Below are 24,949 nucleotides of genomic sequence, written 5' to 3'. Positions count from 1 at the left end.
AATAAAGAATTGTAAAGCTAATTTTTGATTCCCATTGCGATCTAATATTTCGTTTTTTAATCCTCTTCTCCTTACCTTTAAAGTTAATTTAAAAAGGGCTTTTTCAATTGAAAATGAACCTTTTCTTGATTGAATTCATTATCCATTCAGAGACAAAATAATTTCAACGAAGTCAACATCTTTTGAAATCACTTGAAGCCATCTTTGGCCCCAACTCAGCATTAGTAGAGGAACTTTACGAACAGTATAAAGCTCAACCCGACTCCGTTCCTGCTCACTGGAAAACTTACTTTGATGAGTTAAATGGAATAACCCCGGAAAAAGAAGCACCTGCTGAGGTTGCTAAACCTGCTTCAAACGGTACTGCTGTAGCTCAGGAAGCCCCCGCAAAAGAAGAAAAGAAAATGGCAGCCCCTCCTAAGGGCGCAGAATTAGAAAGAATAAAAGGGGTAGCTACTAAGATTGTAGAGAATATGGATCAAAGCCTGGAAGTACCAACAGCGACATCGCTTCGTGTACTTCCGGTAAAAATGATGGTAGAAGATAGGACTATCATTAATCGTCATCTAGTTAAGAGAAATGAACCTAAGGCTTCATTTACGCACTTCATTTGCTGGGCGATTATAAAAGCATTAAAAGAGTTCCCAACACTGAACCATACCTATCATTTCAATGGTAAAGAACACTATCGAGTAGTACCAGAGCAGGTTAACCTTGGAGTAGCTGTTGATCTTCCAAACAAAGATGGCTCCAGAAACCTGGTTGTTCCAAATATTAAGGGTGTTGATAAGATGAACTTCAAAGAGTTCCTCTATGCTTTCGCTGACTTGGTTAGCAGAGCCCGAGAGGGGAAACTTCAGATTAATGATTTTCAGGGAACTACTATCAGCATTACTAACCCTGGAACAATCGGTACTGTTTCTTCGGTGCCAAGGTTGATGCAAGGACAGGGTTCTATTATTGCTACTGGTGCCATCGATTATCCAGCAGAATACCAGAATATGTCTCGGGAAGTATTAAATCAGCTTGGTATTAGTAAGGTTATGACTATGACCTGTACGTATGATCATCGCATTATCCAGGGAGCTGAATCAGGTTCATTTCTACAAAAAATACACCAATTACTAAGTGGTAAGTCTGATTTCTACGAATCAATCTTTGCAGACTTAGAGATTCCTTATGATCCTATTCCATATGGCGAGGATAATTATTCTGCACTTTTTGCAGGAGCTGGGAATACCTTAGCACAAGATAAACGTGCTATTGGTGTTTGGCGATTGATTACGATGTACAGGCTACGTGGACATGTACTAGCCAATTTAGACCCGCTTGAAAAAGTACCAGGACATACACCCGAGCTCGATTTAGAATATTATGGACTCTCTCTTTGGGATTTAGATCGCGAGTTTTACTGTGGTGGCCTTGGTGGTATGGAAAAAGCTCCACTAAGAGTAATTATCAAATTACTGCGAGATACTTATTGCGAACATATTGGTGCTGAATACATGCACCTGCTTGATCTTAATGAGAGAAGATGGCTTCGAGAGCGAATGGAGTCTACTGGCAATGAACCGGATCTAACTATTGAGGATAAAAAACAGATCCTTCATAAGTTAAATCAGGCAATGGCTTTCGAAGAGTTTCTTCACAAAAAATATATTGGGCATAAACGCTTCTCCTTAGAAGGGAATGACACGCTCATCCCAATGATTCACTTCTTACTTGAAGAAGCTGGTGATGCTGATATAGAGAAGATATTTATGGGAATGGCTCATCGTGGGCGACTAAATATCCTCGTTAATATTATGAACAAACCTTATCACAGGGTATTTGCAGAATTTGAAGGCAATGTTGATCCCGATTCAATTCAGGGTTCCGGAGATGTGAAGTACCACCTTGGTGCAAAAGGGAAGCACAAGTCTCAAAGTGGTAAGGAAGTAGAAATAGAATTGATGCCAAATCCAAGTCACCTTGAAGCAGTGAACCCGATTGTAGAAGGTGCGGCCAGAGCCATGCAGGATCATCATGAGTCAGAAGAAGCAGGGAAAAAAATTCTACCTGTACTAATGCATGGTGACGCTGCATTCGCAGGACAGGGTGTTGTTGCTGAAACGTTGAATATGTCTCAGCTAGAAGGGTATAAAACTGGTGGTACCATTCATATTATTATCAATAATCAAATTGGTTTTACCACTTTACCGAAAGACGGACGGTCAACAGAGTATGCTTCTGATCTGGCGAAGTTAATCCTGGCACCTATTTTCCATATAAATGGGGATCGACCTGAAGCTGCTGTTCATGCAATCAAAATGGCTTTAGAATACCGTCAGAAATTTGGGAAAGATGTGATCATAGATCTAATTGGCTATCGCAAGCATGGACATAATGAAGGTGATGAGCCCGCGTTCACTCAGCCTGGTATGTATAAGGAAATCAACGATCATAATACCGTAAGAGATCTTTATACTACACATCTTGTTAAAAACGAAGAGTTATCCGAGGCTGAAACTGAGGAAATCTTTAAGGAGTTTGACGACCTATTACAAGCAGCTTTTGAGGACGCAAAAAAATCCCCAAATGTTGAGGTTACTACTGCATTATTTGATAGGTCAGAAACTCCGCAGACTAAGCGTCCTAAATTCCCAGATACAACCTACTCGAAAGAGGATTTGAACGATATTGCTATTAAGCTGAATACCGTTCCCAAAGACTTTGATGCCAATCCGAAGTTACTTCGTCAGTTGGCAAAACGAGCTGATATCGTTCAAAATGAAGAGAAAAAAATTGATTGGGGATTTGCCGAAGCTCTGGCTTTTGGTTCCTTGCTCAAATCGGGTAAGAATGTTCGAATTACTGGGCAAGATGTTGAAAGAGGCACCTTTGCTCACCGACATGCAGTGTTGCATGGTACTGAAACCAACCAAACCTTTACCCCGCTTAACCATCTTCAGGAAGAGCAAGGTATCTTTCATATTCACAATAGCTTATTAAGTGAGTACGCAGCCCTAGGGTTCGAATTCGGGTATAGCGCACAACAAAAAGATGCTCTAGTTATTTGGGAAGCACAATTCGGTGACTTTGCAAATGGAGCTCAGATTATTATTGATCAATTCCTCTCTTCGAGTGAAGCAAAATGGGGGCAAACAACTTCTTTAGTGCTTAACCTCCCTCATGGGTACGAAGGACAGGGGCCGGAGCATTCTTCGGCACGGCTTGAAAGATTCCTTCAACTTTGTGCGGAGGATAATATGCATGTTATGAATTTGACTACACCGGCTCAATACTTCCACATGTTACGTAAACAAGCATTGCAGGAGCAAAAAAAGCCTGTTGTACTAATGACACCAAAGAGCTTGCTCCGTCATCCGCTTGCCACATCTACCACGGATGAATTGACAGATGGAAAGTTCATGCCTTTTATCCAGGATAGTGAAGTTTCTACCTCAGCAAAACGACTGGTTATATGCTCTGGAAAAGTGTATTACGACTTATACAAATACCGTCAAGAACAAGGCATAGAAGATATCGCCATTGCTCGACTCGAGCAGTTCTACCCCTTCCCCGACAAAGATGTAAAGGATTATCTGAAGTCACTTAAGAATGTAAAAGAAGTAGTATGGTGCCAAGAGGAACCCAAGAATATGGGTGCCTGGTTCTTTGTTGCTTCCAGGTTCAATGAGCTTCTTGCTTCTGGTCAAAAACTGAGATATGCTGGGCGCCAGGCATCAGCTTCTCCAGCCGCAGGCCAGAAAAAAGTTCATGATGCTGAACAGTTGCAACTCATTGAGGAAGCACTGAAATAAACTGAACACGAACTTCGAACCTTGAATGAGGAACTTCGAAGTTCAATGTTTGGTATTCAGCGTTCTCTTTTAGGTTTATTTCAGGTGTACAATGAGTAAACATGCCCCAAAAGTCATAGACAAACGGTAAACCTCTCCGTAACAAATCTGCATGTAAATTACTTTTTAGTAATTAAATACTAATTAAATCATGTAGAGAATTAGAATTATGTCAGCAAAAAAGCTATTAGCCTTAGTTGGGGTCTGTGTCATCTTAAGTCATGCTAATCTTGTATTAGCTCAGGAAGAACAAATCTTAGAGAATCCACTCCTATTTGCTTTGGTTGGCCCACCAGTATTATCAAACGGGTCATATGCACATCAGCTAGAGACTTTCGGTAATCACTTAGCCACTATGCAAGCTTCACCCCGTGGCGGAGATCTCGCCTTAATGGATATCTATGGTAACGTAAGATTACTTACCGAGGAAGCTGGGTTCGGTCTGCCTTCAGGTGAAATCCAAACAGAAGAAGGTATAGCTGTTCGCCAGCCTGCCATTCACTGGGATGGTACACGAGCACTTTTCTCAATGCTCATTGGTGGCCCTACTAAACCTTATGATCAATCCCATAGAAATAATCGTTGGCAGATTTATGAAATCACAAATCTTGATGCTGTTCTGGAAGGCGATACTGCAGATATAGTAAAAGTTCCGTTCCAACCTGATTACAATAATATCTCCCCTATTTACGGAACGGATGATCAGATCATTTACACCTCTGACGCTCCCCTATTTGGAATGGATCATACCTATCCCCAACTCGATGAATATGAATCCACACCTATCAATTCAGGTATTTGGAAGCTAAATCCTTCCTCCGGCGATGTTGTTCACCTTACCCATTCTCCTAGCGGAGATTTCGACCTCTTTCTGGCAAGTGATGGACGGGTAATATCTACTAGATGGGAGCACTTAAAACGTGATCAGCAAGCGGATGCACATCGAGCGGGTTTAGTGAATTATGAGCCAGTGCAATACGAAACTGAAAGCGAAGGAGCTGATGTTATCGACGACCCGGCAATGATATATGGTAAACCCTATGCAGATGAAGAAGGAGTACCTTACGAAGTTTATCCTGAAGCAAGAGCAGAAAATGACCCTACTCATGACCCCAATGAGCCTCTTCACGATTTCAATGAATTTCTTGTATGGGAAATTACAGAAAACGGAGAAAGGCACCAGACCATGAACCACGTTGGGCGTCATGAGTTTGGTGGCGTTTTTCAGCACCCTTCAAAACTAGACGACCCAAACCTTATTTATAACCTTGGTGATTTATCTGCTAATAAATATCGCCTTACGGTAGGTTCTGATGCTGGTATTTTTCAAATCAAAGAAGATCCTTGTTCGGGAATGGAAGGAATTTTTTATGGAACCTGGGCACGTGAGTTTAGCCGTTTTGCTTCAGGTAGAATATTCGAATTTGCACTACCTATTGGTAAGAATCCACAGGATATGGAGATCATCGATTGGACAAGCCCGCTCATAGATAGTGGTGAAGAAAACGATAAGGGTCATTTCAGGAACCCGGTTATGAGTACTGATGGTACTATGCTTGTTTCCCATACTGATCAAACCGGATTATATAACCTTGAAAACAAATATCACTTTCAGATTAAAAAGATGATTCCTTATGAAGAAAGTGAATCAGGGACCGAACACTATGCGGCAAAACCAATTACAGGTGAAGGGTTTACTAAGGAAATCGTATGGTATGGCGATTTCGTTGAGCCTTTAAGAGATACTGTTAAATTGCATGAAGTAGATATAGTGGAAATTGTATCAAGAGCTCGGCCCGCAGCTCGACCGAAGTACGAAATAGCAGATATCGAAAAAGAAATAATTGAAGAAGAAGGTGTTGATGCTGAGGAACTTCGCGAATGGATGATTGAAAAGAATCTGGCTATGATTGTAGTCCGAAATGCCACTGAAAGGGATGCAGGTGAAAGCCAGCAACCTTTTAACCTACAGGTTCCTGGAGGAACATCAACCATTCCTAAAGATGGCAAAGTATATAACATCTCTCACCTGCAGATTTTTGGAGCGGAACTAATTAGATCCTATGGATTAAAGCATCATATTGGAAGAAGAGTGTTAGCCCATCCCCTTCGCGATACTGATCATCATCCCAATATGGAAGATTATAATATGGTTGATGAAGAAGCTGGTGATGCTTTAATCCCAATTCGGGAAGACGGTTCCATCGCAGCATTCGTGCCTGCTACCAGAGCCATTACCTGGCAAACCGTTTCCCCCGAGGGCGAGGGTATTGTCCGAGAACGACAATGGGTTACCTTTGCTCCTGGCGAAATAAGAACTTGTGAAGGTTGTCATGGAATAAATAATACAAGTCATGCTGGTAACCTGGCTCCAAATAACAAACCTCAGGCATTAGTAGATCTTCTTCAACACTGGAAAGACCTGGGAGGAACAACCACCAAAACAGAAAATGAAGAAGTTCCAGGAAGTTTTGCCGTTCATCAAAACTATCCTAATCCATTTAATCCAAGTACTCAAATAAGTTTTGATCTGCCTGCAGCAAGTGAAGTGACTGTTAACGTTTATGATTCTAAGGGCAGTCTTGTCCAAACTTTAACTCAGCAGAGATACTCTGCAGGTTCACACTCACTTACTTTCAAAAGCGAAGGATTGGCGAGTGGAAGTTACTTCTATACTATTAAATCAGCATTTGGTACTCAGACAAAACAAATGTTACTAGCTAAATAATAGTAAATGTGATAGTGCTGATGATAGATTCATCTGTGCGGTATTGACACTTGCTACCCGGCAAATATCAGGGTGGTCTTCCTAATGAAGATCATCCTTTTTTTTAATACCAATTCTTAAAAATAAAATTGATAAACCACTAATTAGCTGTAATTTTGCGGTGAATTAAAGGGTGTTATTTAAATAGAATTATGTTTATCAGAAGGGTAGTTGTACTCCTAATGTTATTTCTTGGAGGTGAAGTTGCTTGGGCTCAAACTGACTCTATTGCACCTACTCTGAACGATTCATTGTTAACCGTTTTTCTTCGGACAAATTATACCGCATCCTCTCCTAAAGACTATGATGAAGCGAGAGATTCTATGTATACATCCATAGATGTAGATGCTACAGATAGTCTTACATGTGTGTATTCAGGCTTAAGGGCCGAAGCCGATGGTACACGAACCCCAAGTAACGGATCTCTTAGTTTTAATACTGAGCATAGCTGGCCTCAAAGTTTTTATGATAATAATGAACCTATGCGAGGAGATATCCATCATCTTTACCCAACATGGAGTTCACCTAATCAGTCAAGGAGCAATCACCCTTTTGCTGAGATTGATGATAATCTAACAACATCCTGGTGGTTCTGGGAAAATGGAGCCAGCGTATCCTCCATCCCCTCTTCCAATATTGATGAGTATAGTGAATACTATAATGACACCTTCGAACCAAGAGAGGACCATAAAGGAAACGTAGCACGAGCGATGTTTTATTTCTGGACGATATATCAAACAAACTCGGATATCATAAATGATGATTTCGATAATGAAGCCTTTTTCGAAGGGATGAAGCAGACTCTGTATCAGTGGCATCAGGATGACCCTGTAAATGCAGCCGAGGTAGCACGCAGTTTACATATAGAAGAAATACAGGGAAATCGAAATCCTTTTATTCACGATACCACATTGGTTAGAAGAGCCTACTTCAATGCCGAAAGTTCTTCTTCCTCAAATGATATATACATTTCGGAAGTGTATGAAGCTAATGGAGGAACCGTAAAGTATCTGGAGCTATTCAATAATTCCGATTCAACTATAAATCTATCTACCAGTGATTGGGCCTTACTTAGATATACTAATGCAAATACAAGCCCATCTTCTACAATCTCCCTTACCGGAGAAATGTCTCCTAAAAGCTTTTTGGTAGTTGGCGATGATAATAGTACGAATGGAGTTCAAACAGTATTTGGAGAAGGCTTCGTTGATATCAATACTTCATCAATAAACCATAATGGGAACGATAAATATGTATTGGTGAAAAATGCTACCTCCACTCCTGATACCATTGACTCATTTGCTAGAGATAATATTGGAAATAGTTCAAGCTTTGCGACAAACCAGGTAGCTTACAGAATCGAATCAGCTTTACCGAATGACGGTTCATTTGGGCAAACTTCAATCTCCAATGATGGGGATACTGTTTCTTCTGGCTATTGGGTAGTCTTTGATATTAGTTCAAGCAATGCTAATGCAAGGCTTGTAGCTACTCCCGGCTATAATAGAGGTATTGAAGCTACGGTTATGCCCGAAACGATAATTTCAGGATCTATAGGGTGGCGATTACTCTCGATCCCTATGGATAACGCCACCCTTTCTGAAATTTCAGATGATACAGCAATTCAGGGTGTTGATGACAGTGCGGAGGCTAATGTCTTTACCTATAATAGCTCAGGTTCTTTTGAAACCCCAGCCTCAACGAGTACAACCCTTACAAATGGAGAAGGCTTAGTACTATATTTCTTTGACAACGATACGCTAGGTAGCTCTTCTTTACCTATTAAGTTTGACGTTTCAGGAGATGAACCCTCATCAGATGTATCGGTAAACTTGAATACAAGTACCGCTGAATCAGGATCCTATTTTACCTTAGTGGGTAATCCTTTTCAAAGCAATTATGATGCAAACTCCATTACACCGGATAATCCTCTTCAAACAAATATTCACTTCCTTGAAGGCGGACTTTATTCACCAGAAACAGCAAGTTCAACCATTATAAGTCCATGGCAAGGATTCTGGGTAGAATCAGGAACTACAACTCCTGCAACCTCAATTACCTTTCCAACTAGTGGCAAGGTGAATTCATCAGCTACCATACATTCGTTTTCCAAAGATCCCCATCAAACATTTGATGCTAAGTTTAACCTCCGTTCAAGTTCATCATTCGACAAGGGTTGCAAGATCACTTTCTCCTCAGATGCTGTTTTTGGATGGGACTTGCTCGACGCTTCAAAACTCAGCCCTGCTACCGAAACCTATGCTATTTTAGGTTGTCAATCGGGAGATATAATAAAGTCTGCCGAATCCATCCCTTTCGACATGCAGTCTGCTTATCATGTAGACTTCTTTATTGAATCAAAAAATGTAGACGAACTCTTGGAACTAGAATGGGATATAGATGAAGAACTGACCCATTCATTTACTTTTGAGTTAGTTGATCATAAAAATGGAACACTAATTGATCTGGAAAAATATCAATCCATACCGTTTAATTTCGAACCTACTATAGTATCCAAAGCTAATAGAGAGGGCTTTTCTCCCGGAAAAATTATTGGAAATGAACTCACTACTTCTAACTATGAATTGATCATTACCCAAAAAGTATCTGTGGGAAACGGAACTGAGGAAGATCATCCAAAAAAGTTTGATGTTCCTCAGAATTATCCGAATCCCTTCAACCCCAGTACTTTAATAAGGTTCAATATACCAAAAGCAAGTGAGATATCCATTACTATATTCGATATTAGAGGAAGTCTTGTTCAAACCCTGACCAGAGATTTTTATTCGTCAGGAACACATTCAGTTTCCTTTAACGGAGATGGGTTAGCTACTGGGGTCTATTTCTATACTGTAACTTCTTCTTTTGGCAGTATTACCCGAAAGATGTTACTTGCGAAGTAGGTCTATAAAAGATCCTCTTTTGCTTTATCAAGAAGAGAGTAGTCGGTCAAGTCATATTGAATGGGAGTAACAGAAGCATATCCTTCATTTAACACGTGAATATCGGCGTCACTTCCATCATCAAGTAGTTCAAATCTACCGGTAAGCCAGTAATATGGACGATTTGAAGGGTCTTGACGAGCTTCATACTCTTCAACGTATCTACTATCAGCCATTCGGGCCCATTTAATTCCTTTAAATTCACCTGAAGGCGCATTTACATTTAAAGTAACTCCTTTAGGTAGTCCGTTATCAAGTACAAAACGAGTGACTCTTCGTGCAGCTTCCTTGCTTCCGCTTAAGTCTGCATCACCGTCATAATTTATACAGCTAACCGCGATTGAAGGGTAACCTAAAACAGTACCTTCTGTTGCGGCACTTACTGTACCGGAATAGAGGATATTGATTCCTGCATTACTACCGTGATTAATCCCACTCAACACTAAATCGGGCTTAATATCTAATAGCTGGTCATGTGCTAATTTTACACAATCAGCAGGAGTTCCATTGATGGCCTGTCCCTTAAACTTGCTAGCCACTTCAATCTCTTGTGCTCTTAGTGGCAATTCAATTGTAATCGCGTGACCAACAGCACTCTGTTGCCTATCAGGAGCAACTATAATCACATCGCCAAATTCTGAAGCTACCTCGGCTAGTGCTTTTATTCCCTTTGAGTAAATCCCATCATCGTTGCTAACAAGAATGAGTGGTTTCTTGTTTTTATTCATCCTCCGTATTGCTCCTCTTTATTAGGAAAATCTTCACCTTTTACATCCTTCATATAGTTTTGAACCGCATCAGTCATTACACTATGAACATCCGCGTACCTTCTCAAAAACCGTGGATTAAATCCTTTATTCATCCCGAGCATATCATGAATTACAAGAACCTGACCATCACAATGTACTCCTGCTCCTATTCCAATAGTAGGAATTGAAAGCTCCTCTGAAACCTTTTTTGCAAGTTGAGCAGGTATTTTTTCGAGTACAATTGAAAAACAACCTGCTTCTTCAAGCAGTTTAGCTTCTTCAATTAGTAAACTGGCTTCTTGCTCTTCCTGAGCACGCACCTTATAGGTACCAAATTTATAAATACTTTGTGGAGTAAGACCTAAATGCCCCATTACTGGAATGCCAGCATCAACTATTTTTTTAACCGTGTTTAAGATGACCTTACCACCTTCCATCTTTACAGCGTGAGCCCCCGCTTCTTTCATCATACGCCCTGCACTTATAAGTGCTTCCTTAGCCGTAATCTGATAGCTCATAAATGGCAAATCAGCAATAACAAGTGCTCTTTCAACACCTCTAACCACACAAGAAGTATGATAAATCATATTATCTAGCGTGATGGGCACCGTAGTTTCAAAACCTGCCATCACATTACTTGCAGAATCCCCTACCAGAATAACATCAATTCCCGCTTGATCTACTATTTTAGCCATAGTATAGTCGTAGGCGGTAAGCATAGAGATTTTTTCTCCATTCTTTTTCATGTCAACCACTGTTTGCGTGGTTATTTTTGCAGGGCGATTTGTTCCGGTCTGGGTGCTCATTACCCTTCCTTGGGTACTACTGCAGCCGATGCTTCCAGCTCACAGGTCACTTCTCCATCAACCAGTGCTTTTCCTGTCATAGTAACGAAATTCCTTCTCATAGCGCCCAACTCAACCTCGAGCACTAACTGATCTCCAGGGATTACCTGACGTCTAAACTTGCAGTTCTTAATTCCGGTAAAAACCATGATGTTATTATCGGGATCCTCTACTTTAGTCTTCATTAGCATAATAGCTCCTGCTTGTGCTAATGCCTCGACCTGTAATACTCCCGGCATAATTGGCTGCCCCGGAAAATGCCCGTTAAAAAAATCTTCATTACCGGTTACATTTTTGATGGCTTTAATCTTGTCATCTCCCATCTCTAGCACTCTGTCTACAAGTAAAAACGGATAACGGTGCGGAATTACTTTCTTTATGTCTTCGATTTGCATGTATATAGCTGTTTAAACAATTTCGGCGTGAATATACAATTATTGCACTATACCCACATAGATGTATGCAATTCCGCCTGTTAATTTCACCTTTCTTGTTTCGGAAAAAGAATCGGCCTCATCCATAAGCTTTAAAAACTTCTCTCCTGCAGGAAACATAGCACTGGTTCGTGGCAGGTAAGTATAAGCATCACGATTTCCACTTATAAGTCCACCTACAGCAGGCATTATATGCTGACTGTAAAGATTATATGGATGTTTCAATAAACCCTCTGGTTGACCAAATTCCAGTACAACAACCCTACCTCCAGACTTTACTACTCGTGCCATTTCCCTGAGTGCTGTAACTGGCTCATCAACATTTCGGATGCCAAAAGAAATACTAGCTATATCAAACCTGTTGTCTTTGTATGGTAGATCCATAGCATCAGCAACTTCAAAGTCTACATCTAATCCTTTTTTCTTAGCCTTTCCAGGCGCTGATTGGATCATAGGAGCACAAAAATCAGTGCCTAGTACATAGCCTTCTCTTCCTACTGCCCTTTTAAATTCGATAGCTAAATCGCCAGTTCCGGTAGCACAATCCAACACATGATCACCTAGTTCTACTCCACTGGCTTGAATAGTCTTTTTCCTCCATTGATGATGTACACCAAAAGAGAGAACTGTATTTACTCGGTCATAATCATCTGCTATATCTGCAAACATCGACCGTACTTTTTCGCTCATTTAAAACCTTTTATTTATTCCACCAACAAACTCAAAAAATAAGAGTTTAATTCGCCAGAATCCTCACTTTATGCAATCTCTTCTTCAGGGAGGTGTTCCGTACTATTTAACTTTACTGCTTCGAATTTATCTCCATCCCAGGTAAGGTGATTGATAGCTCCGTTACTATGTTTTATCAGATGCATATTCTGAAGGCCGAAGCCAAGAAATTTGGAAAGCAGTATCCTGATTAAACGACCGTGAACAATAAATGCCAAATACTGCTCTTCTGCGGTATTCAAAATATGAATCACTTTTTTCCCAGCTCTTTCAAATACTTCCTCAGGTGATTCTCCACCTGGAATCTGAGTATTGGTTTCACCGGCAATCCATGCTTCCTGAACCGCTTTTATAGGGCTAATAACTTCAGAAAAAGGCCTGCCATCCCAATCACCAAAACTCATTTCATCCAATTCTTCGTATTGATCAGAATCCAGGTTTTTAGAAATCATCAGGGGTTCTGCTGTTTCAATTGCCCGAACAAGACTACTTGTGACAATCTTTTTAATAGGAACATCAGCAAGAGCATCTGCTATAGCTTTCGCCTGCTCCCTCCCTTTTTCATTAATGGAGGCATTTATTTTCCTACCCTGAAGCAATCGGTTTTTATTGTTGTCGGTCTCTCCATGACGGATAAAATAGACTTGTTTCATAGCTGAAGCGATATATCAAAATGTTCGAAAAGCATATTTCTGTACAAATACCTTAAACCCATGTTAAAAGTAGCTATCTGGTTTTCTGTGTTTTCCTTTTCTGCATTGCTTAACCAGTTAAAAAACTTGTTCGGACTTACTACCTCAGCCATATTTACTTTTACGCGATATCTATCATCGAATGAAAAAACTCCATCCTCATATACATCTACTTTCATAGTCATAATGTATATAGGACCCGGATCAACAAAATTAATAGTGGTCCCCTTTTTTACTGTAATAGTGCGAATATCAAACCTTAGACCTGCTGTTTCGCTCTCTGTTGGTTCAATTCCTGTCAGCTGATTCCAATACGCATCCAAAATAACGTTCAGGAAGTAATCTGCTCTATCATCTACTATCTCATTTGTCTTTATTACTTCAATAGCCTGATTACCAAAAAACGGATTATTGGATTTAAGAGAGACATTATCGGCTGTAACATTCACATCTCCTTTAAATCCGATAAGAGGCGAAGAAGAAGCGCAACCTACCGTCAAGAAAGCAACTACAAGAATTAGCCTGGTATTCATTTCTTTTTCCTGGTCTTATGATAGTTGGCAATTTCAATCAATTTATCCTGCATTTCATTCACTTTTCCAGTCAATATTCCATGCCTCATCCCATAGCGGATTATCAACATATTCAAAATCCTATCCGGCATTTCGATAGCAGCTTTACCAGCTTTACTTTGAATAAACCGAATCAACAAGCGCATCAAACCTACCTTAAAAAGGAAGAATAACCCTAATCCATACCAAAGTGCGTCGAACTCAACGTTGATGCCCCATGAAGCAATGGATGTATTAAAAGCAAAGCCCATTAATAAAATAGAAGAAGCCACATATACAAAACCATCTGTAGTAAGAAGCTTGACAATTGGACTTGAAACTAGATTTAGAAACGCACTGGTATTAAAATACCAAAGCATAAAAAAAGCTAAAGAAATAAGGCATGCGATGAGGGGACTAACAGTTACATATACCAGTAAGAAGTACAAAAAAAGCGATAAGCCATCTGAGCTTTTAACCCATGCATCTGCTTCCTTTATTAGCCGCTCCAGAGGTATCCTCTTCAATAAACCAGGTGCGTAATCTTCAATTTGTTCTGAATTGATGTGATACCAATTCCCGTTAGAAGTAGTAATGCCATCAGGCAACTCCATCATCTGCCACTTAAAACCATCTGTACGTTGTGAAGCCATAACTTAAGATACCCCTAATCTTACAATGAATCAGGCCTGAGCTACTGTTATTATCATTGTTTTTTTAGCACCAGATTCGATCAGAGATTTTGCAAGCTCAAACGTAGTAGCCCCGGTGGTAAATACATCGTCTACCAAAATACATTCGGCTTGCTGAAATATTTCTTTGTTCCGAACCAGAAAAGCCTGATCAATATTTTTTCTACGCTTTGCTAATGTAAATCCGGTTTGGCTTGAGGTATTCTTTATTCGAAGTACATCCTCCTGATCGCATATTCTTATGCCTGTAACTTCACTTACTCCTTTTGCAATAAATCTTGCCTGATTATAACCCCTCATTCTCCTTTTTTTGGGATGAAGAGGAACCGGAACTAATATCGTTTGATTGTCCAAAGACAAAAAAGAGTTCTCTAAAACATCCTTACCTAGTACCTTACCCATTTCAATGCCGAGACCTTTTAACCGTTGATATTTAAGCGCATGCAGAAGTTCCTGCAAGTAACCACCTTTATCGAAGTTCCAAAGCGCGTGCTGTAAATAAACACCTTCAGGGAGCATGGCATCGCTGGAAACTTGTTTATTCTCTAGATTAGCTTTTTCGAAACTGCTTGTGATACAGTGAGAGCAAAGATGGTTTACCTCTTTAGGAAGTATGTTTCCGCACACCAAACACGTGCTAGGAAAAAGTAATTCTCCTACTCCTTTGCTCAGATATTTTGCGATCTCAAACATTTTCAAATTAAAATCTAACGCTTGCTTTTGCAGTCCACATTAATTACTTAGTTTGCGGAAATTAATAAACGCAACAATCAACTTTTTTGCGCATGTCCCTTGGGAAAGACCTCTCAATCATCCGTAAAGGATTAGGGCTCAGTCTCGAAGAGATACAGAGCTCCATCAAAATTCCTTTGCTCACATTAAAGAGCATCGAAAATGATTCCATCTTTTCATCTACGGAGCATAACAAAACCTATATAAGAAATTTCATCCGCAGTTATGCAAGGGCACTTAAGTTAGATGAACAAAAAGTTGTTGATGCATTAGATGCCTATGAAGCTGGCATCTATGATGGAGAACTACTCTCTAGGGAAGATGTCAGGGTTACTCCCTCAGTCGAAGAGAAGGAAGAAGAACCCAAAGAAGAAGTTGCTCCAGTCATACAAAAAGAAGAGGCTAAAGAAGCTAAAAAACCAACCGTTGAAAATGTAAATTGGGCTGATATGGGGAAAAAATTCTCCTCAGAGGAAGCCAGCTCTAAGACTCGGGTCATTATATTGGTTGCTTTCTTCGTACTCGCTCTTCTTGCCACTGCTATCTTCTTCAGGAATGAAATAATTGGTTTTTTTGGAAGTAATGAACCCGAGACCAGCGAGGTAGCCCCAATCCCGGAAGCACCTGAACCAGAAGCAGAAGCAGAGGCTATTGATACCACAAGGAATTCTACTACTCAAAACACCATTGATCCCATTCTTCCTCCAACCTCCACTCTTCAAACGGAAACTCCACAATTTATATCAACTCCACCTAGTGAAGTAAATACCGTTGCAGTATATGCCGCTTTTGACAAGCTAGAGCCTGTGCGTGTAACGAGTGATTTAAATTGGAGAACTAATCCCTTTTGGATGGAACAGGGTGAGGCCTTTTACTTCGATTTTAATGATACTTTGCTTGTGCGAGGCCAATATTCCAGAATGTTGATTCTATACAACGGCCATGTAATTGAAAACGCTCGCCAATTATATTTTGATAGTGAATACAACTCTTTGTTGATCACTAAAGAAGCATTAGAAAACCCGATTTATCAATCTTCTCCTCCGGCACAATTCCCTTATGCTGAAGGAGCTCCTGACAGCATTATATATCGAATCAACTTCTAGCTCGCTACTAAATGGACAAGAAACAAGCTGAACAAAGAGTACTTGTCCTTAAGGAGCTACTCAGAAAAGCCAATGACGCCTATTATCAGGATGCTCAACCTTTTATGAGTGACAAAGAGTTTGATGAAAAACTCAAAGAACTAGATATACTTGAAAAAGAATATGATCTAGTTACCGAAGATTCTCCTACACAACGGGTAGGTGGAGAAGCTTCCTCGGAATTTGAGACTGTAGTTCACCCTGCGCCTCTCCTCAGTTTAGATAATACTTATAATGAGCAGGAACTAAATGATTTTAATGGCCGGGTTCAGAGAATCCTGGAACACTCTGACTATAATTACCTTGTAGAGCTGAAATTTGATGGTGCCTCCCTCCGACTACGTTATGAAAACGGAGAGCTGGTGCTTGGTGCAACACGCGGGAATGGACAACAAGGTGATGATATTACCAGGAATGTTAAGACCGTCAGGGATATCCCTCTAAAATTAACGGGTAGTTACCCCTCTGTTGTTGAGGTTCGAGGTGAGGCATTTATGGAACGGGAAGCATTTGCTCGAATGAACCAGAAAAGGCAGGAAGAAGGTTTATCCGTTTTTGCAAATCCAAGGAATTCAACAGCAGGATCTTTGAAGATGCAAGACCCAAGAGCTGTTGCACAACGCCCAATTCGCTTTTTTGCTTTCGATCTTCTATTTGAAGATGAATACGACTCCATAACTCAATCTCGTAAAGTCGAACTACTAAGTGAATATGGACTTCCTGCAAATGAATACCCAAAAGTTTGCGAAACTATAGAAGAGGTTCATAATACGATCAAAGAATTTGATGAACTTAGGCATACCTTACCCTATGAAACTGACGGGGTGGTAATCAAGGTAAACCAAACCAACCTGAGGGCTCAACTTGGAAGTACTTCTAAATTCCCTCGCTGGGCGATTGCCTACAAATTTGAAGCGGAACAAGCTACAACTATCATCAATGATATTACCCTTCAGGTAGGGCGACTAGGAACGATAACTCCTGTAGCAGAACTTGAACCCGTTTTGTTAGCTGGAACTACAGTAAAACGCGCTTCGCTTCATAATGAAGAAGAAATTCATCGAAAGGATATCCGTATTGGTGATACCGTAGTAGTCGAGAAAGCAGGAGAAATTATACCCCAGGTCGTTAGTGTAGTAAATCCGGATCGTGAGAATCGATCTCCATCATTCAACTTTCCTGGTAATTGTCCGGCTTGCGATGCTGAGCTCATCAAATACGAAGGCGAAGTAGCCTGGAGATGTGTAAACCCATTATGCCCTCCTCAAGTGCGAATAAAAATCGAACATTTTGCTTCACGGGACGCCCTTGATATAGAAGGACTTGGTGAATCAGTAGTGGATCAATTGGTAACAGAGGGATTGATTTCCAATTATGCGGACTTATATGAACTTGATATCGAGCAGATTGTCCCGCTTGAACGCATGGCTGAAAAGAGCGCTCAAAACCTTATCAATGGGATTAATAAAAGCAAAACCCAGCCTTTTGAAAGGGTCTTATATGCTCTGGGTATCCGATTTGTAGGTAAAACGGTAGCTAAGGATTTAGCGAAAGCATTCAAGAGTATTGAAAACCTTCGAAATGCCACTGAAGAAGAACTATTAGCAGTAGACTCCATCGGTCCCAGAATAGCCGAGTCGGTTGTAGAGTTTTTTAATCATGAGACCTATAAAGCTCTTACAGAAAGGCTCATTGCCTATGGATTACAGTTCGAAATTGAAGAGGTTGAATTAACATCTAATGTGTTTGAAGGGAAAACTATTGTGTTAACAGGCACTCTTCCTACTCTATCTAGAAAGGAAGCCGCTAATATGATTGAACAAAATGGTGGTAAAACTTCTTCTTCAGTAAGTAAGAAAACCGATTTTGTACTTGCAGGAGAATCTGCAGGTAGCAAGCTTACCAAAGCTCAGAATCTAGGAATTGAGATTTTGGACGAGAGTGAGTTTCTTTCAATGATAGCTGAATCATAGATTATGGATATTAATCCTTTAGATACCGAACAAATAGGGATCAAAACCCTTGAAAAACATTTGATACGCACAAAAAGCGAAGTATCACTAAAAATCGGTATCCCCAAAGAACGTTCGGTTGACGAAAAAAGAGTCTCTCTCACTCCCGGAGGTGTTTCTATACTACGAGCCAACGGGCATGAAGTATTAATCGAAAAGGGTGCTGGCGAAGAAGCCAATTTCTCAGATAGAGATTATGCTGAGGCAGGAGCAGAAATAGCACTTAGTACCGATGATGTGTATAAGAAATCTGAATTATTACTAAAGATTGCTCCCCTCTCACCTGAGGAATCTGAGTATTTAGAACCTAATCACACTCTAATTTCTGCTTTACACCTCGGAAGCCAAACCAAAGAATATTTTGATGCATTGGCTGAGAAAAATGTAACAGGCATCGGTTATGAGTTTATCCAGGGAACCGATAAGGAATTTCCGATTGTTCGTATGATGCATGAGATTACAGGTTCTATCGCAGTGCAGATAGCTGCTCATTATTTGGAGAGTCAGAGTAGCGGTCAAGGTATTATGCTTGGTGGGATTTCAGGAGTTCCTCCTGCAACAGTTGTCATACTTGGAGCTGGAATTACCGGAGAATATGCCGCGCGCACTGCTTTAGGATATGGTGCTCAAGTTTTTGTGATGGATAATGATCTTACTGCTTTACGCCGCTTAGAGAATGCGCTTGACCGGAGAATCATTACTGCTGTTGCAAACCAACAATATCTGAGTAATGCACTCAAATTTGCTGATGTAATTATAGGCGCTGCAATGGCCGAAGGAGAACGTTCTCCATGTTTGGTTACTGAAGAAATGGTAGCATCTATGAAAGCAGGAAGTGTAATCGTAGATACAGTCATTGACCAGGGTGGTTGTGTGGCTACGAGCCAACCCACTACACATTCTAACCCAATTTTTAGTGTGCATAATGTGACTCATTATTGTGTACCTAACATTCCTGCGAATGTAGCCCGAACTGCTACTTATGCACTGAATAACGTCCTGGTGCCTTATGTGTTAGCTATAGGTGATGCAGGGGGAGTAAAAGAGTGTTTATGGGAAAATGTAGCCTTACGAAATGGTACCTATGCCTATAAAAAACATATCACCAAAAAATCCATCAGCGAAATGTTTGATATCCCCTATCGTGGTATTGAGATGCTGATTGCCTCCCAAATATAATTTTGAATGATTAATTTATGGATTTTGAAGTAAGCTGGTCAGATATTCCAACAGCCTAATTCAAAATCTATAATTCAAAATTTCTATTGTCCGAGCTTTCCCATTCAAATTATGTACGAATAAGTCTGATCAACTGGATCCTTAGTGTACCATTGATTGTCCTGTTTGCGTGGCCCTACTATTACGCCGCTAAATTATTGGGCATGATGGAAATACTGAGGTATTTAGGAGCTTTTATGTTTGCCGTTCCTTTTATGATAACCATCATCCATGGACATGTTACTATGGCTTTAGGCTCATCCCATCGCATTCACTACTACGATTGGCTCATTGACCACCCGTATACTTTCGGACTATTTTTTCATCAAATGATGATAAAGACCAGGTTTAGACTGGTATTGCTTATACTTAGCCTGATATTTTTACCAGCTGGGTATTTGCTGAGTTTCTAAACAGCCTCTCCATTCTTAATAGCCTCAACCACGCTTGGATCTAGCAGAGTTGAAGTGTCACCCAAATTATCTAAATCCTGGGCAGCTACTTTTCTGAGTATTCTGCGCATAATTTTTCCCGACCGGGTTTTAGGAAGACCGGGCACTACCTGAATTTTATCTGGCTTGGCGATAGGCCCAATAATCTTTACTACCAACTCAAGAAGTTCTTTTTTGAAGGCAGCAACATCTGCTATTTCTTCATCACAAATCATAAATGCGAACACTCCCTGTCCTTTAATATCATGGGGGTATCCAACCACCGCTGTTTCTACAACTTTAGGATGCTCATCTAACGCATTTTCTATCTCCGCAGTCCCTAGGCGATGCCCGGAAACATTGAGTACATCATCAACCCTTCCGGTGATCCGATAATATCCATCCTCATCCCTCCGGCATCCATCTCCAGTAAAGTAATAACCTTTATAAGCTGAGAGATAAGTCTGCTTATATCGCTCGTGATCACCATATACTGTTCGGGCTATCGAAGGCCAGGGATGTTTGATACATAAATTTCCTTCTACTCCATTGCCTTCAATTTCTTTTCCGGTTTCGTCCATTAAAACAGGAAAAATTCCTGGGAGTGGTAAGGTAGCGAAGCCTGGTTTTGTCGGGGTAATTCCTCCTAGAGGAGAGATCATTATTCCTCCTGTTTCTGTTTGCCACCAGGTATCTACTATGGAGCATTGATTATTTCCTATATGGGTATGATACCAATGCCATGCCTCTTCATTAATGGGCTCTCCCACTGATCCCAAAATTTTAAGAGAGCTTAGATCGTATTTTCGAACAAAATCCAAATCAAAACTCATTAACGCACGGATAGCCGTTGGAGCGGTATAGAAATGAGTGACTTTATACTTCTCGACCACTTCCCAAAAACGGCCCGCATCTGGGTAGGTTGGAGTCCCTTCAAAAATAATACCTGTTGTGCCTGTAAAAAGTGGCCCATAAATGATATAGCTATGACCGGTTATCCATCCTGCATCAGCCGTACACCAGTACACATCATCAGCACCAACCTGAAACACATTTCTGAATGAATAGCTGGTATACACCATATATCCGCCACAAGTGTGAACCACACCTTTTGGCTTACCTGTAGAACCTGAGGTGTAGAGTATGAATAATGGATCTTCGGAATCCATTTCTACAGCTTCGTGCTGTTTTGATGCATTGCGAATTAGATTGTGCCACCATTCGTCTCTTCCTTCTACCCAATCTACATCCCTGTTAGTACGTTGACATACAATCACATTTTTAATTGAAGGACTGGTTTTAAGTGCTTCGTCTGAAATATCCTTTAGCGGAACATGCTTATCCCCTCTTCTTAATCCGTCATTGGTGATTAACATTTTTGCTTCACAATCATTAATTCGTTCACTCAATGATTGTGCGGAGAACCCGGCAAATACAATAGAGTGAACAGCTCCAATTCGAGCGCATGCGAGTGCCGTAATAATTAATTCAGGGGTCATTGCCATATAGATACAAACACGATCTCCTTTATGTACTCCCTTGCTTTGAAGTACATTCGAAAACCGGCATACATCTTCGTGAAGTTGGCGGTAGGTAATCGTTCTTCGAAAAGAATCAGGATGGTTAGGCTCAAATATAAAGGCAGTCTTATTTCCTATCGTATTTAAATGACGATCAAGTGCGTTCTCGGTTATATTTAGCTTACCCCCTTCGAACCATTTGATATCGGCTGTTTCAAAGCCCCCGCTTTGAACTGTGTGCCATCGCTTCCTCCAGTAAAAAGTTCCGGCCTCGTGCTCCCAGAAGGCTAGACGATCTTTTTCACTAGCGTTAAAAGTTTCCTGATAATTATTGAATGATTTTATATTCAGCCACATTTTCCGTCAAATTGGTTAGGTTTCGAAGTGATCAATGTTGACGTTTTTTAAGCGTAGAAGCAAGAATAAATTCTATTGAAAAAACAGGTATCTAATGGCGAACGAATAGTAGAAGAATGGTTCCATTCAAAAGGCTGGACCATCTTCCCTTTTCAAAAGAAAGTATGGCGCCATTTCCTGAATGGGAAAAAAGGACTCCTGAACGCACCTACAGGAAGTGGTAAAACTTTTGCTCTTTGGATTCCTAACATTATCAAATGGATTAATGAACATCCTGAGGATTATAAAGAGAAGGCATCAAATGGGCTTAGGGTTCTGTGGATTACTCCTTTAAGGGCCTTAGCAAAAGATATTGAAAGCGCTCTCCAAACTTCTTTAGATGAAATGGAAATACCCTGGGAGGTTGAAAGAAGAACTGGTGATGTTTCTCAATCGGTTAAGCAAAAGCAAAACCGCAAAATGCCTGAAGTTTTAATCACCACTCCGGAAAGTATTCACATACTTCTTGCACAAAAAAACTATGCAAGACATTTTAAAAACCTTGATGCCATTATTATTGATGAATGGCATGAGCTACTTGGTTCTAAAAGAGGGATCCAGGTAGAACTTGGATTGTCACGTTTAAAAGCATTAAGACCTCATCTTTCTATTTGGGGAATCTCTGCTACTATTGGAAATTTAGAGCAGGCATTGGAAGTACTTATAGGGAATGAGTATTCTTCTTCAAATTCGGTAATTGTTAAAGCAGATATAAAAAAGAATATAGTCATCAAATCTGTTTTACCCGATGAAATCGAAACTTTTCCATGGCACGGGCACTTGGGATTAAACCTACTTCCTAAAATCCTTCCCATTATTGACAATCATACTTCTACACTAATTTTTACTAATACAAGAGGACAATCAGAAGCATGGTTCCAACGAATTCTTGATACTAGTCCTGATTATGCCGGTACTATTGCTTTACACCATGGCTCTCTGGATAGAGACGTGAGGGATTGGGTTGAGAAATCTCTTCATGAAGGAATACTTAAAGCCGTTGTATGTACTTCAAGTTTAGATTTAGGAGTAGATTTTAGCCCGGTTGATACGGTGATTCAAATAGGGAGTCCGAAAGGAATTGCTCGTTTCCTACAACGTGCAGGAAGAAGCGGTCATAAGCCTGGTGCAACCAGTTCTATTCACTTTGTACCCACCCACGCACTGGAGCTGATTGAAGCAGCTGCACTCAAAAATGCTGTGGATGAATCTGAAATGGAAAGCCGTGAACCCATCCTTAAACCAATGGATGTACTTGTTCAATATTTAGTGACATTGGCAGTTTCTGATGGTTTTAATCCAGAGTATCTGTTCCCGGAACTTACATCCACATTTGCATATCAGACTTTAACCAACGAAGAATGGGAATGGGCTTTACGCTTTATTACTACTGGTGGAAAATCACTGAGTAGCTATCCAGAATATTCGAAAGCAATTATCAATGATGATAATCTCTATACGGTTGAAGACAGGAAAATTGCCAGAAGACACAGGATGAGCATAGGAACAATTACAAGCGATTCCTCACTTAGGGTTCGGTACCTGAGCGGTGGGTCTTTGGGTTCTATTGAAGAGACTTTTATTGCCAGCCTTAACATTGGCGATAAGTTCTGGTTTGCCGGACGGAATCTGGAATTGATACAAATCAAAGAAAACACCGCTTTTGTTAAAAGGGCTAAGGGTTCAAAATCAAAAGTACCGAGCTGGCAAGGCGGGCGCATGTCCCTTTCTTCGAATATGTCCAGAATTCTTCGCAGGACTATGCAAAAGGCTATTTCGGGTAATACAGGTATGGTTGAGCTAGATACCATCGCCCCTATTCTTGATGTACAAAAAGCCTGGTCTATTCTCCCGAGTGAAAATCAATTTCTAATAGAGAAGAGTTTTTCAAGAGAAGGTTGCCATGTATTCTTCTATCCTTTCGAAGGAAGATATGTACATGAGGGAATGTCGGCTGTTATTGCTCACAGGATCTCAAAGATGACTCCTATTACTTTTTCGATAGCCATGAATGATTATGGATTTGAGTTATTATCAGATCAGGATATCCCCATAGAAGAAGCATTAAAAAGTGATGTACTCTCTGTGGATCATCTAACTGAGGATATTCGAGCAAGCCTTAACAATAGTGAGTTGGCTAAAAGAAAATTCTGGGAAGTTGGGCAGGTAGCTGGATTAATCTTTCATGGTTTCCCGGGAGAGCAGCGCAAAACGAAACACTTAAGAATGAATTCAAGCCTTCTTTTTGATGTATTCACGCAGTATGAACCTGATCATCTACTAATTCGGCAAGCTTTTGATGAGGTCATGTTTTTTCAACTTGATGAAATCAGGTTAAGAAAGGTGATGATGAAAATTCAGAAACAAGAAATTGTGTTAAATCATACTGAACGATTTACACCTTATGCATTTCCCATAATGGTAGATAGATTGAGGGGCAAACTTAGTTCTGAAAAACTAATCGATCGAATTAAAAGGATGCAGGTGCAACTTGGGAAACACGTTAAATGATATCTAAAAAAGACTTTCAAATAGAACTTATCGGTCAAGAGTTTATTCTCACTCCCGAAAAAGCAATGTTCTGGATAAATCAAAGGACCTTAATTCTTTCAGATTTACATCTTGGAAAAACAGGACATTTTCAAAAATCGGGGATACCAGTTCCAAGTGGGGTAAATAATGAAAATCTTAATCGAATTGATTCACTTATAGAGCGATTTAAACCGAACCAAGTACTTTTCCTTGGTGATCTTTTTCATAGCGACAAGAACATTGAATGGGAACTATTCAAAAATTGGCGTACCAACTACTCTTCTCTTGAGATGATTTTAGCTATGGGTAACCATGATTTTTATTCCCCTGAAGAATATGAGGCATTAGGGCTCATTTGTACATCTATAATTGATAGCGTTCCATTTACATTTTGTCACGATTATACTTTGATTGATTCTTCCAACAAAAATTATACGATATCCGGGCATATCCATCCTTCGGTTATTCTTAAAGGGAAAGCACGTCAAAAGCTTAGAATACCCTGTTTCTATTTTGGAGAACAATTTGGATTACTACCTGCTTTTGGTGGATTTACAGGTACTCATCCAATTACACCTAAATCCGGTGAACAAGTCTATGGAATCGTAAATCAGGAAATTGTCAGAATGATCTAAATTTGTTACATCCTAAAAGAAAATAATCTTATCGCTTTTTAAACCCTTATTGAATAGTAAATTACAAGACTTGTTACACTCTCTC

18 protein-coding genes are annotated in these 24,949 nt (G+C 40.2%); 9 read left to right on the top strand and 9 right to left on the bottom strand.

Translation table 11 applies throughout. From position 1 onward, the window contains the following. Window positions 1–182: 182 nt before the first annotated feature. The 3 genes from ED557_12495 (at window position 183) to ED557_12485 (ending at window position 9,512) form a co-directional block, all read left to right on the top strand. Entirely contained in the window at window positions 183–3,803 is a 3,621-nt protein-coding gene (locus ED557_12495; protein RNC79947.1) for a multifunctional oxoglutarate decarboxylase/oxoglutarate dehydrogenase thiamine pyrophosphate-binding subunit/dihydrolipoyllysine-residue succinyltransferase subunit, read from the top strand. A 208-nt stretch (window positions 3,804–4,011) separates the two neighbouring features. Then, entirely contained in the window at window positions 4,012–6,570 is a 2,559-nt protein-coding gene (locus ED557_12490; protein RNC79946.1) for a T9SS C-terminal target domain-containing protein, read from the top strand. 191 nt (window positions 6,571–6,761) lie between these two features. Beyond that, entirely contained in the window at window positions 6,762–9,512 is a 2,751-nt protein-coding gene (locus ED557_12485) for a T9SS C-terminal target domain-containing protein (protein RNC79945.1), read from the top strand. 2 nt (window positions 9,513–9,514) lie between these two features. Here the strand turns inward: ED557_12485 and surE are convergent, their stop codons facing one another. The 8 genes from surE to ED557_12445 all read right to left on the bottom strand — a co-directional run bounded on the left by surE (window position 9,515) and on the right by ED557_12445 (window position 14,819). Continuing rightward, window positions 9,515–10,279 carry a 5'/3'-nucleotidase SurE gene (surE, locus tag ED557_12480; protein RNC79944.1) on the bottom strand — a complete coding sequence of 255 codons (765 nt, stop codon included), beginning with the start codon at window positions 10,277–10,279 and terminating at the stop codon, window positions 9,515–9,517. Then, the gene (gene panB, locus ED557_12475; protein ID RNC79943.1) at window positions 10,276–11,106 is read right to left on the bottom strand and encodes a 3-methyl-2-oxobutanoate hydroxymethyltransferase; all 831 of its coding nucleotides are present in this window, start codon (window positions 11,104–11,106) and stop codon (window positions 10,276–10,278) included. Before panB ends, surE begins: the two co-directional genes overlap by 4 nt. Further along, window positions 11,106–11,540: a 3-hydroxyacyl-[acyl-carrier-protein] dehydratase FabZ gene (gene fabZ / locus ED557_12470; GenBank protein ID RNC79942.1), complete on the bottom strand. Its 435-nt coding sequence runs from the start codon at window positions 11,538–11,540 to the stop codon at window positions 11,106–11,108. Before fabZ ends, panB begins: the two co-directional genes overlap by 1 nt. A gap of 39 nt (window positions 11,541–11,579) precedes the next feature. Continuing rightward, window positions 11,580–12,269, bottom strand: a complete 690-nt coding sequence (gene ubiE / locus ED557_12465; protein RNC79941.1) for a bifunctional demethylmenaquinone methyltransferase/2-methoxy-6-polyprenyl-1,4-benzoquinol methylase UbiE — start codon at window positions 12,267–12,269, stop codon at window positions 11,580–11,582. A gap of 68 nt (window positions 12,270–12,337) precedes the next feature. Then, window positions 12,338–12,961: a histidine phosphatase family protein gene (locus ED557_12460; protein RNC79940.1), complete on the bottom strand. Its 624-nt coding sequence runs from the start codon at window positions 12,959–12,961 to the stop codon at window positions 12,338–12,340. Further along, window positions 12,958–13,533 carry a hypothetical protein gene (locus ED557_12455; GenBank protein RNC79939.1) on the bottom strand — a complete coding sequence of 192 codons (576 nt, stop codon included), beginning with the start codon at window positions 13,531–13,533 and terminating at the stop codon, window positions 12,958–12,960. Before ED557_12455 ends, ED557_12460 begins: the two co-directional genes overlap by 4 nt. Next, complete coding sequence (locus tag ED557_12450; GenBank protein RNC79938.1) at window positions 13,530–14,204, bottom strand: hypothetical protein; 675 nt, start codon at window positions 14,202–14,204, stop codon at window positions 13,530–13,532. Before ED557_12450 ends, ED557_12455 begins: the two co-directional genes overlap by 4 nt. 30 nt (window positions 14,205–14,234) lie before the next feature. Then, complete coding sequence (locus ED557_12445; GenBank protein RNC80131.1) at window positions 14,235–14,819, bottom strand: ComF family protein; 585 nt, start codon at window positions 14,817–14,819, stop codon at window positions 14,235–14,237. A gap of 209 nt (window positions 14,820–15,028) precedes the next feature. Here ED557_12445 and ED557_12440 point away from each other — a divergent pair, with 209 nt between their 5' ends. The 4 genes from ED557_12440 (at window position 15,029) to ED557_12425 (ending at window position 19,763) form a co-directional block, all read left to right on the top strand. Further along, a complete protein-coding gene (locus tag ED557_12440; GenBank protein RNC79937.1) occupies window positions 15,029–16,081 on the top strand; it encodes a hypothetical protein in 1,053 nt (350 codons plus the stop codon). Between the two features lie 11 nt (window positions 16,082–16,092). Further along, entirely contained in the window at window positions 16,093–18,093 is a 2,001-nt protein-coding gene (gene ligA / locus ED557_12435; protein ID RNC79936.1) for an NAD-dependent DNA ligase LigA, read from the top strand. Between the two features lie 3 nt (window positions 18,094–18,096). Further along, window positions 18,097–19,311: an alanine dehydrogenase gene (locus ED557_12430; GenBank protein RNC79935.1), complete on the top strand. Its 1,215-nt coding sequence runs from the start codon at window positions 18,097–18,099 to the stop codon at window positions 19,309–19,311. Between the two features lie 86 nt (window positions 19,312–19,397). Beyond that, on the top strand, window positions 19,398–19,763 hold the full coding sequence (locus ED557_12425; GenBank protein ID RNC79934.1) for a hypothetical protein: 366 nt from the start codon (window positions 19,398–19,400) through the stop codon (window positions 19,761–19,763). Here ED557_12425 and acs read toward each other — a convergent pair. Next, window positions 19,760–21,658 carry an acetate--CoA ligase gene (gene acs, locus ED557_12420; GenBank protein RNC79933.1) on the bottom strand — a complete coding sequence of 633 codons (1,899 nt, stop codon included), beginning with the start codon at window positions 21,656–21,658 and terminating at the stop codon, window positions 19,760–19,762. The two genes, ED557_12425 and acs, sit on opposite strands and share 4 nt — an antisense overlap. A 75-nt stretch (window positions 21,659–21,733) precedes the next feature. Between acs and ED557_12415 the strand changes: the two genes are divergently transcribed. Further along, window positions 21,734–24,208: a ligase-associated DNA damage response DEXH box helicase gene (locus tag ED557_12415; GenBank protein RNC79932.1), complete on the top strand. Its 2,475-nt coding sequence runs from the start codon at window positions 21,734–21,736 to the stop codon at window positions 24,206–24,208. Then, window positions 24,205–24,864 carry a ligase-associated DNA damage response endonuclease PdeM gene (pdeM, locus tag ED557_12410; GenBank protein RNC79931.1) on the top strand — a complete coding sequence of 220 codons (660 nt, stop codon included), beginning with the start codon at window positions 24,205–24,207 and terminating at the stop codon, window positions 24,862–24,864. The genes ED557_12415 and pdeM overlap by 4 nt, the downstream gene beginning before the upstream one ends. Window positions 24,865–24,949 lie beyond the last annotated feature (85 nt).

Origin of the sequence: Balneola sp. (genome assembly GCA_003712055.1) — a bacterium.
GTDB lineage: Bacteria > Bacteroidota > Rhodothermia > Balneolales > Balneolaceae > RHLJ01.
Note: the sequence above shows the minus strand (reverse complement) of the source record. Positions and strands in the feature narration are given on the sequence as shown.

Excerpts from the sequence above, each read along its gene's own strand:
- ED557_12490 (RNC79946.1), top strand. The coding sequence starts at position 4,012 with ATGTCAGCAAAAAAGCTATTAGCCTTAGTTGGGGTCTGTGTCATCTTA.
- ED557_12485 (RNC79945.1), top strand. The coding sequence starts at position 6,762 with ATGTTTATCAGAAGGGTAGTTGTACTCCTAATGTTATTTCTTGGAGGT.
- surE (RNC79944.1), bottom strand. The coding sequence starts at position 10,279 with ATGAATAAAAACAAGAAACCACTCATTCTTGTTAGCAACGATGATGGG.
- panB (RNC79943.1), bottom strand. The coding sequence starts at position 11,106 with ATGAGCACCCAGACCGGAACAAATCGCCCTGCAAAAATAACCACGCAA.
- fabZ (RNC79942.1), bottom strand. The coding sequence starts at position 11,540 with ATGCAAATCGAAGACATAAAGAAAGTAATTCCGCACCGTTATCCGTTT.
- ubiE (RNC79941.1), bottom strand. The coding sequence starts at position 12,269 with ATGAGCGAAAAAGTACGGTCGATGTTTGCAGATATAGCAGATGATTAT.
- ED557_12460 (RNC79940.1), bottom strand. The coding sequence starts at position 12,961 with ATGAAACAAGTCTATTTTATCCGTCATGGAGAGACCGACAACAATAAA.
- ED557_12455 (RNC79939.1), bottom strand. The coding sequence starts at position 13,533 with ATGAATACCAGGCTAATTCTTGTAGTTGCTTTCTTGACGGTAGGTTGC.
- ED557_12450 (RNC79938.1), bottom strand. The coding sequence starts at position 14,204 with ATGGCTTCACAACGTACAGATGGTTTTAAGTGGCAGATGATGGAGTTG.
- ED557_12440 (RNC79937.1), top strand. The coding sequence starts at position 15,029 with ATGTCCCTTGGGAAAGACCTCTCAATCATCCGTAAAGGATTAGGGCTC.
- ligA (RNC79936.1), top strand. The coding sequence starts at position 16,093 with ATGGACAAGAAACAAGCTGAACAAAGAGTACTTGTCCTTAAGGAGCTA.
- ED557_12430 (RNC79935.1), top strand. The coding sequence starts at position 18,097 with ATGGATATTAATCCTTTAGATACCGAACAAATAGGGATCAAAACCCTT.
- acs (RNC79933.1), bottom strand. The coding sequence starts at position 21,658 with ATGTGGCTGAATATAAAATCATTCAATAATTATCAGGAAACTTTTAAC.
- pdeM (RNC79931.1), top strand. The coding sequence starts at position 24,205 with ATGATATCTAAAAAAGACTTTCAAATAGAACTTATCGGTCAAGAGTTT.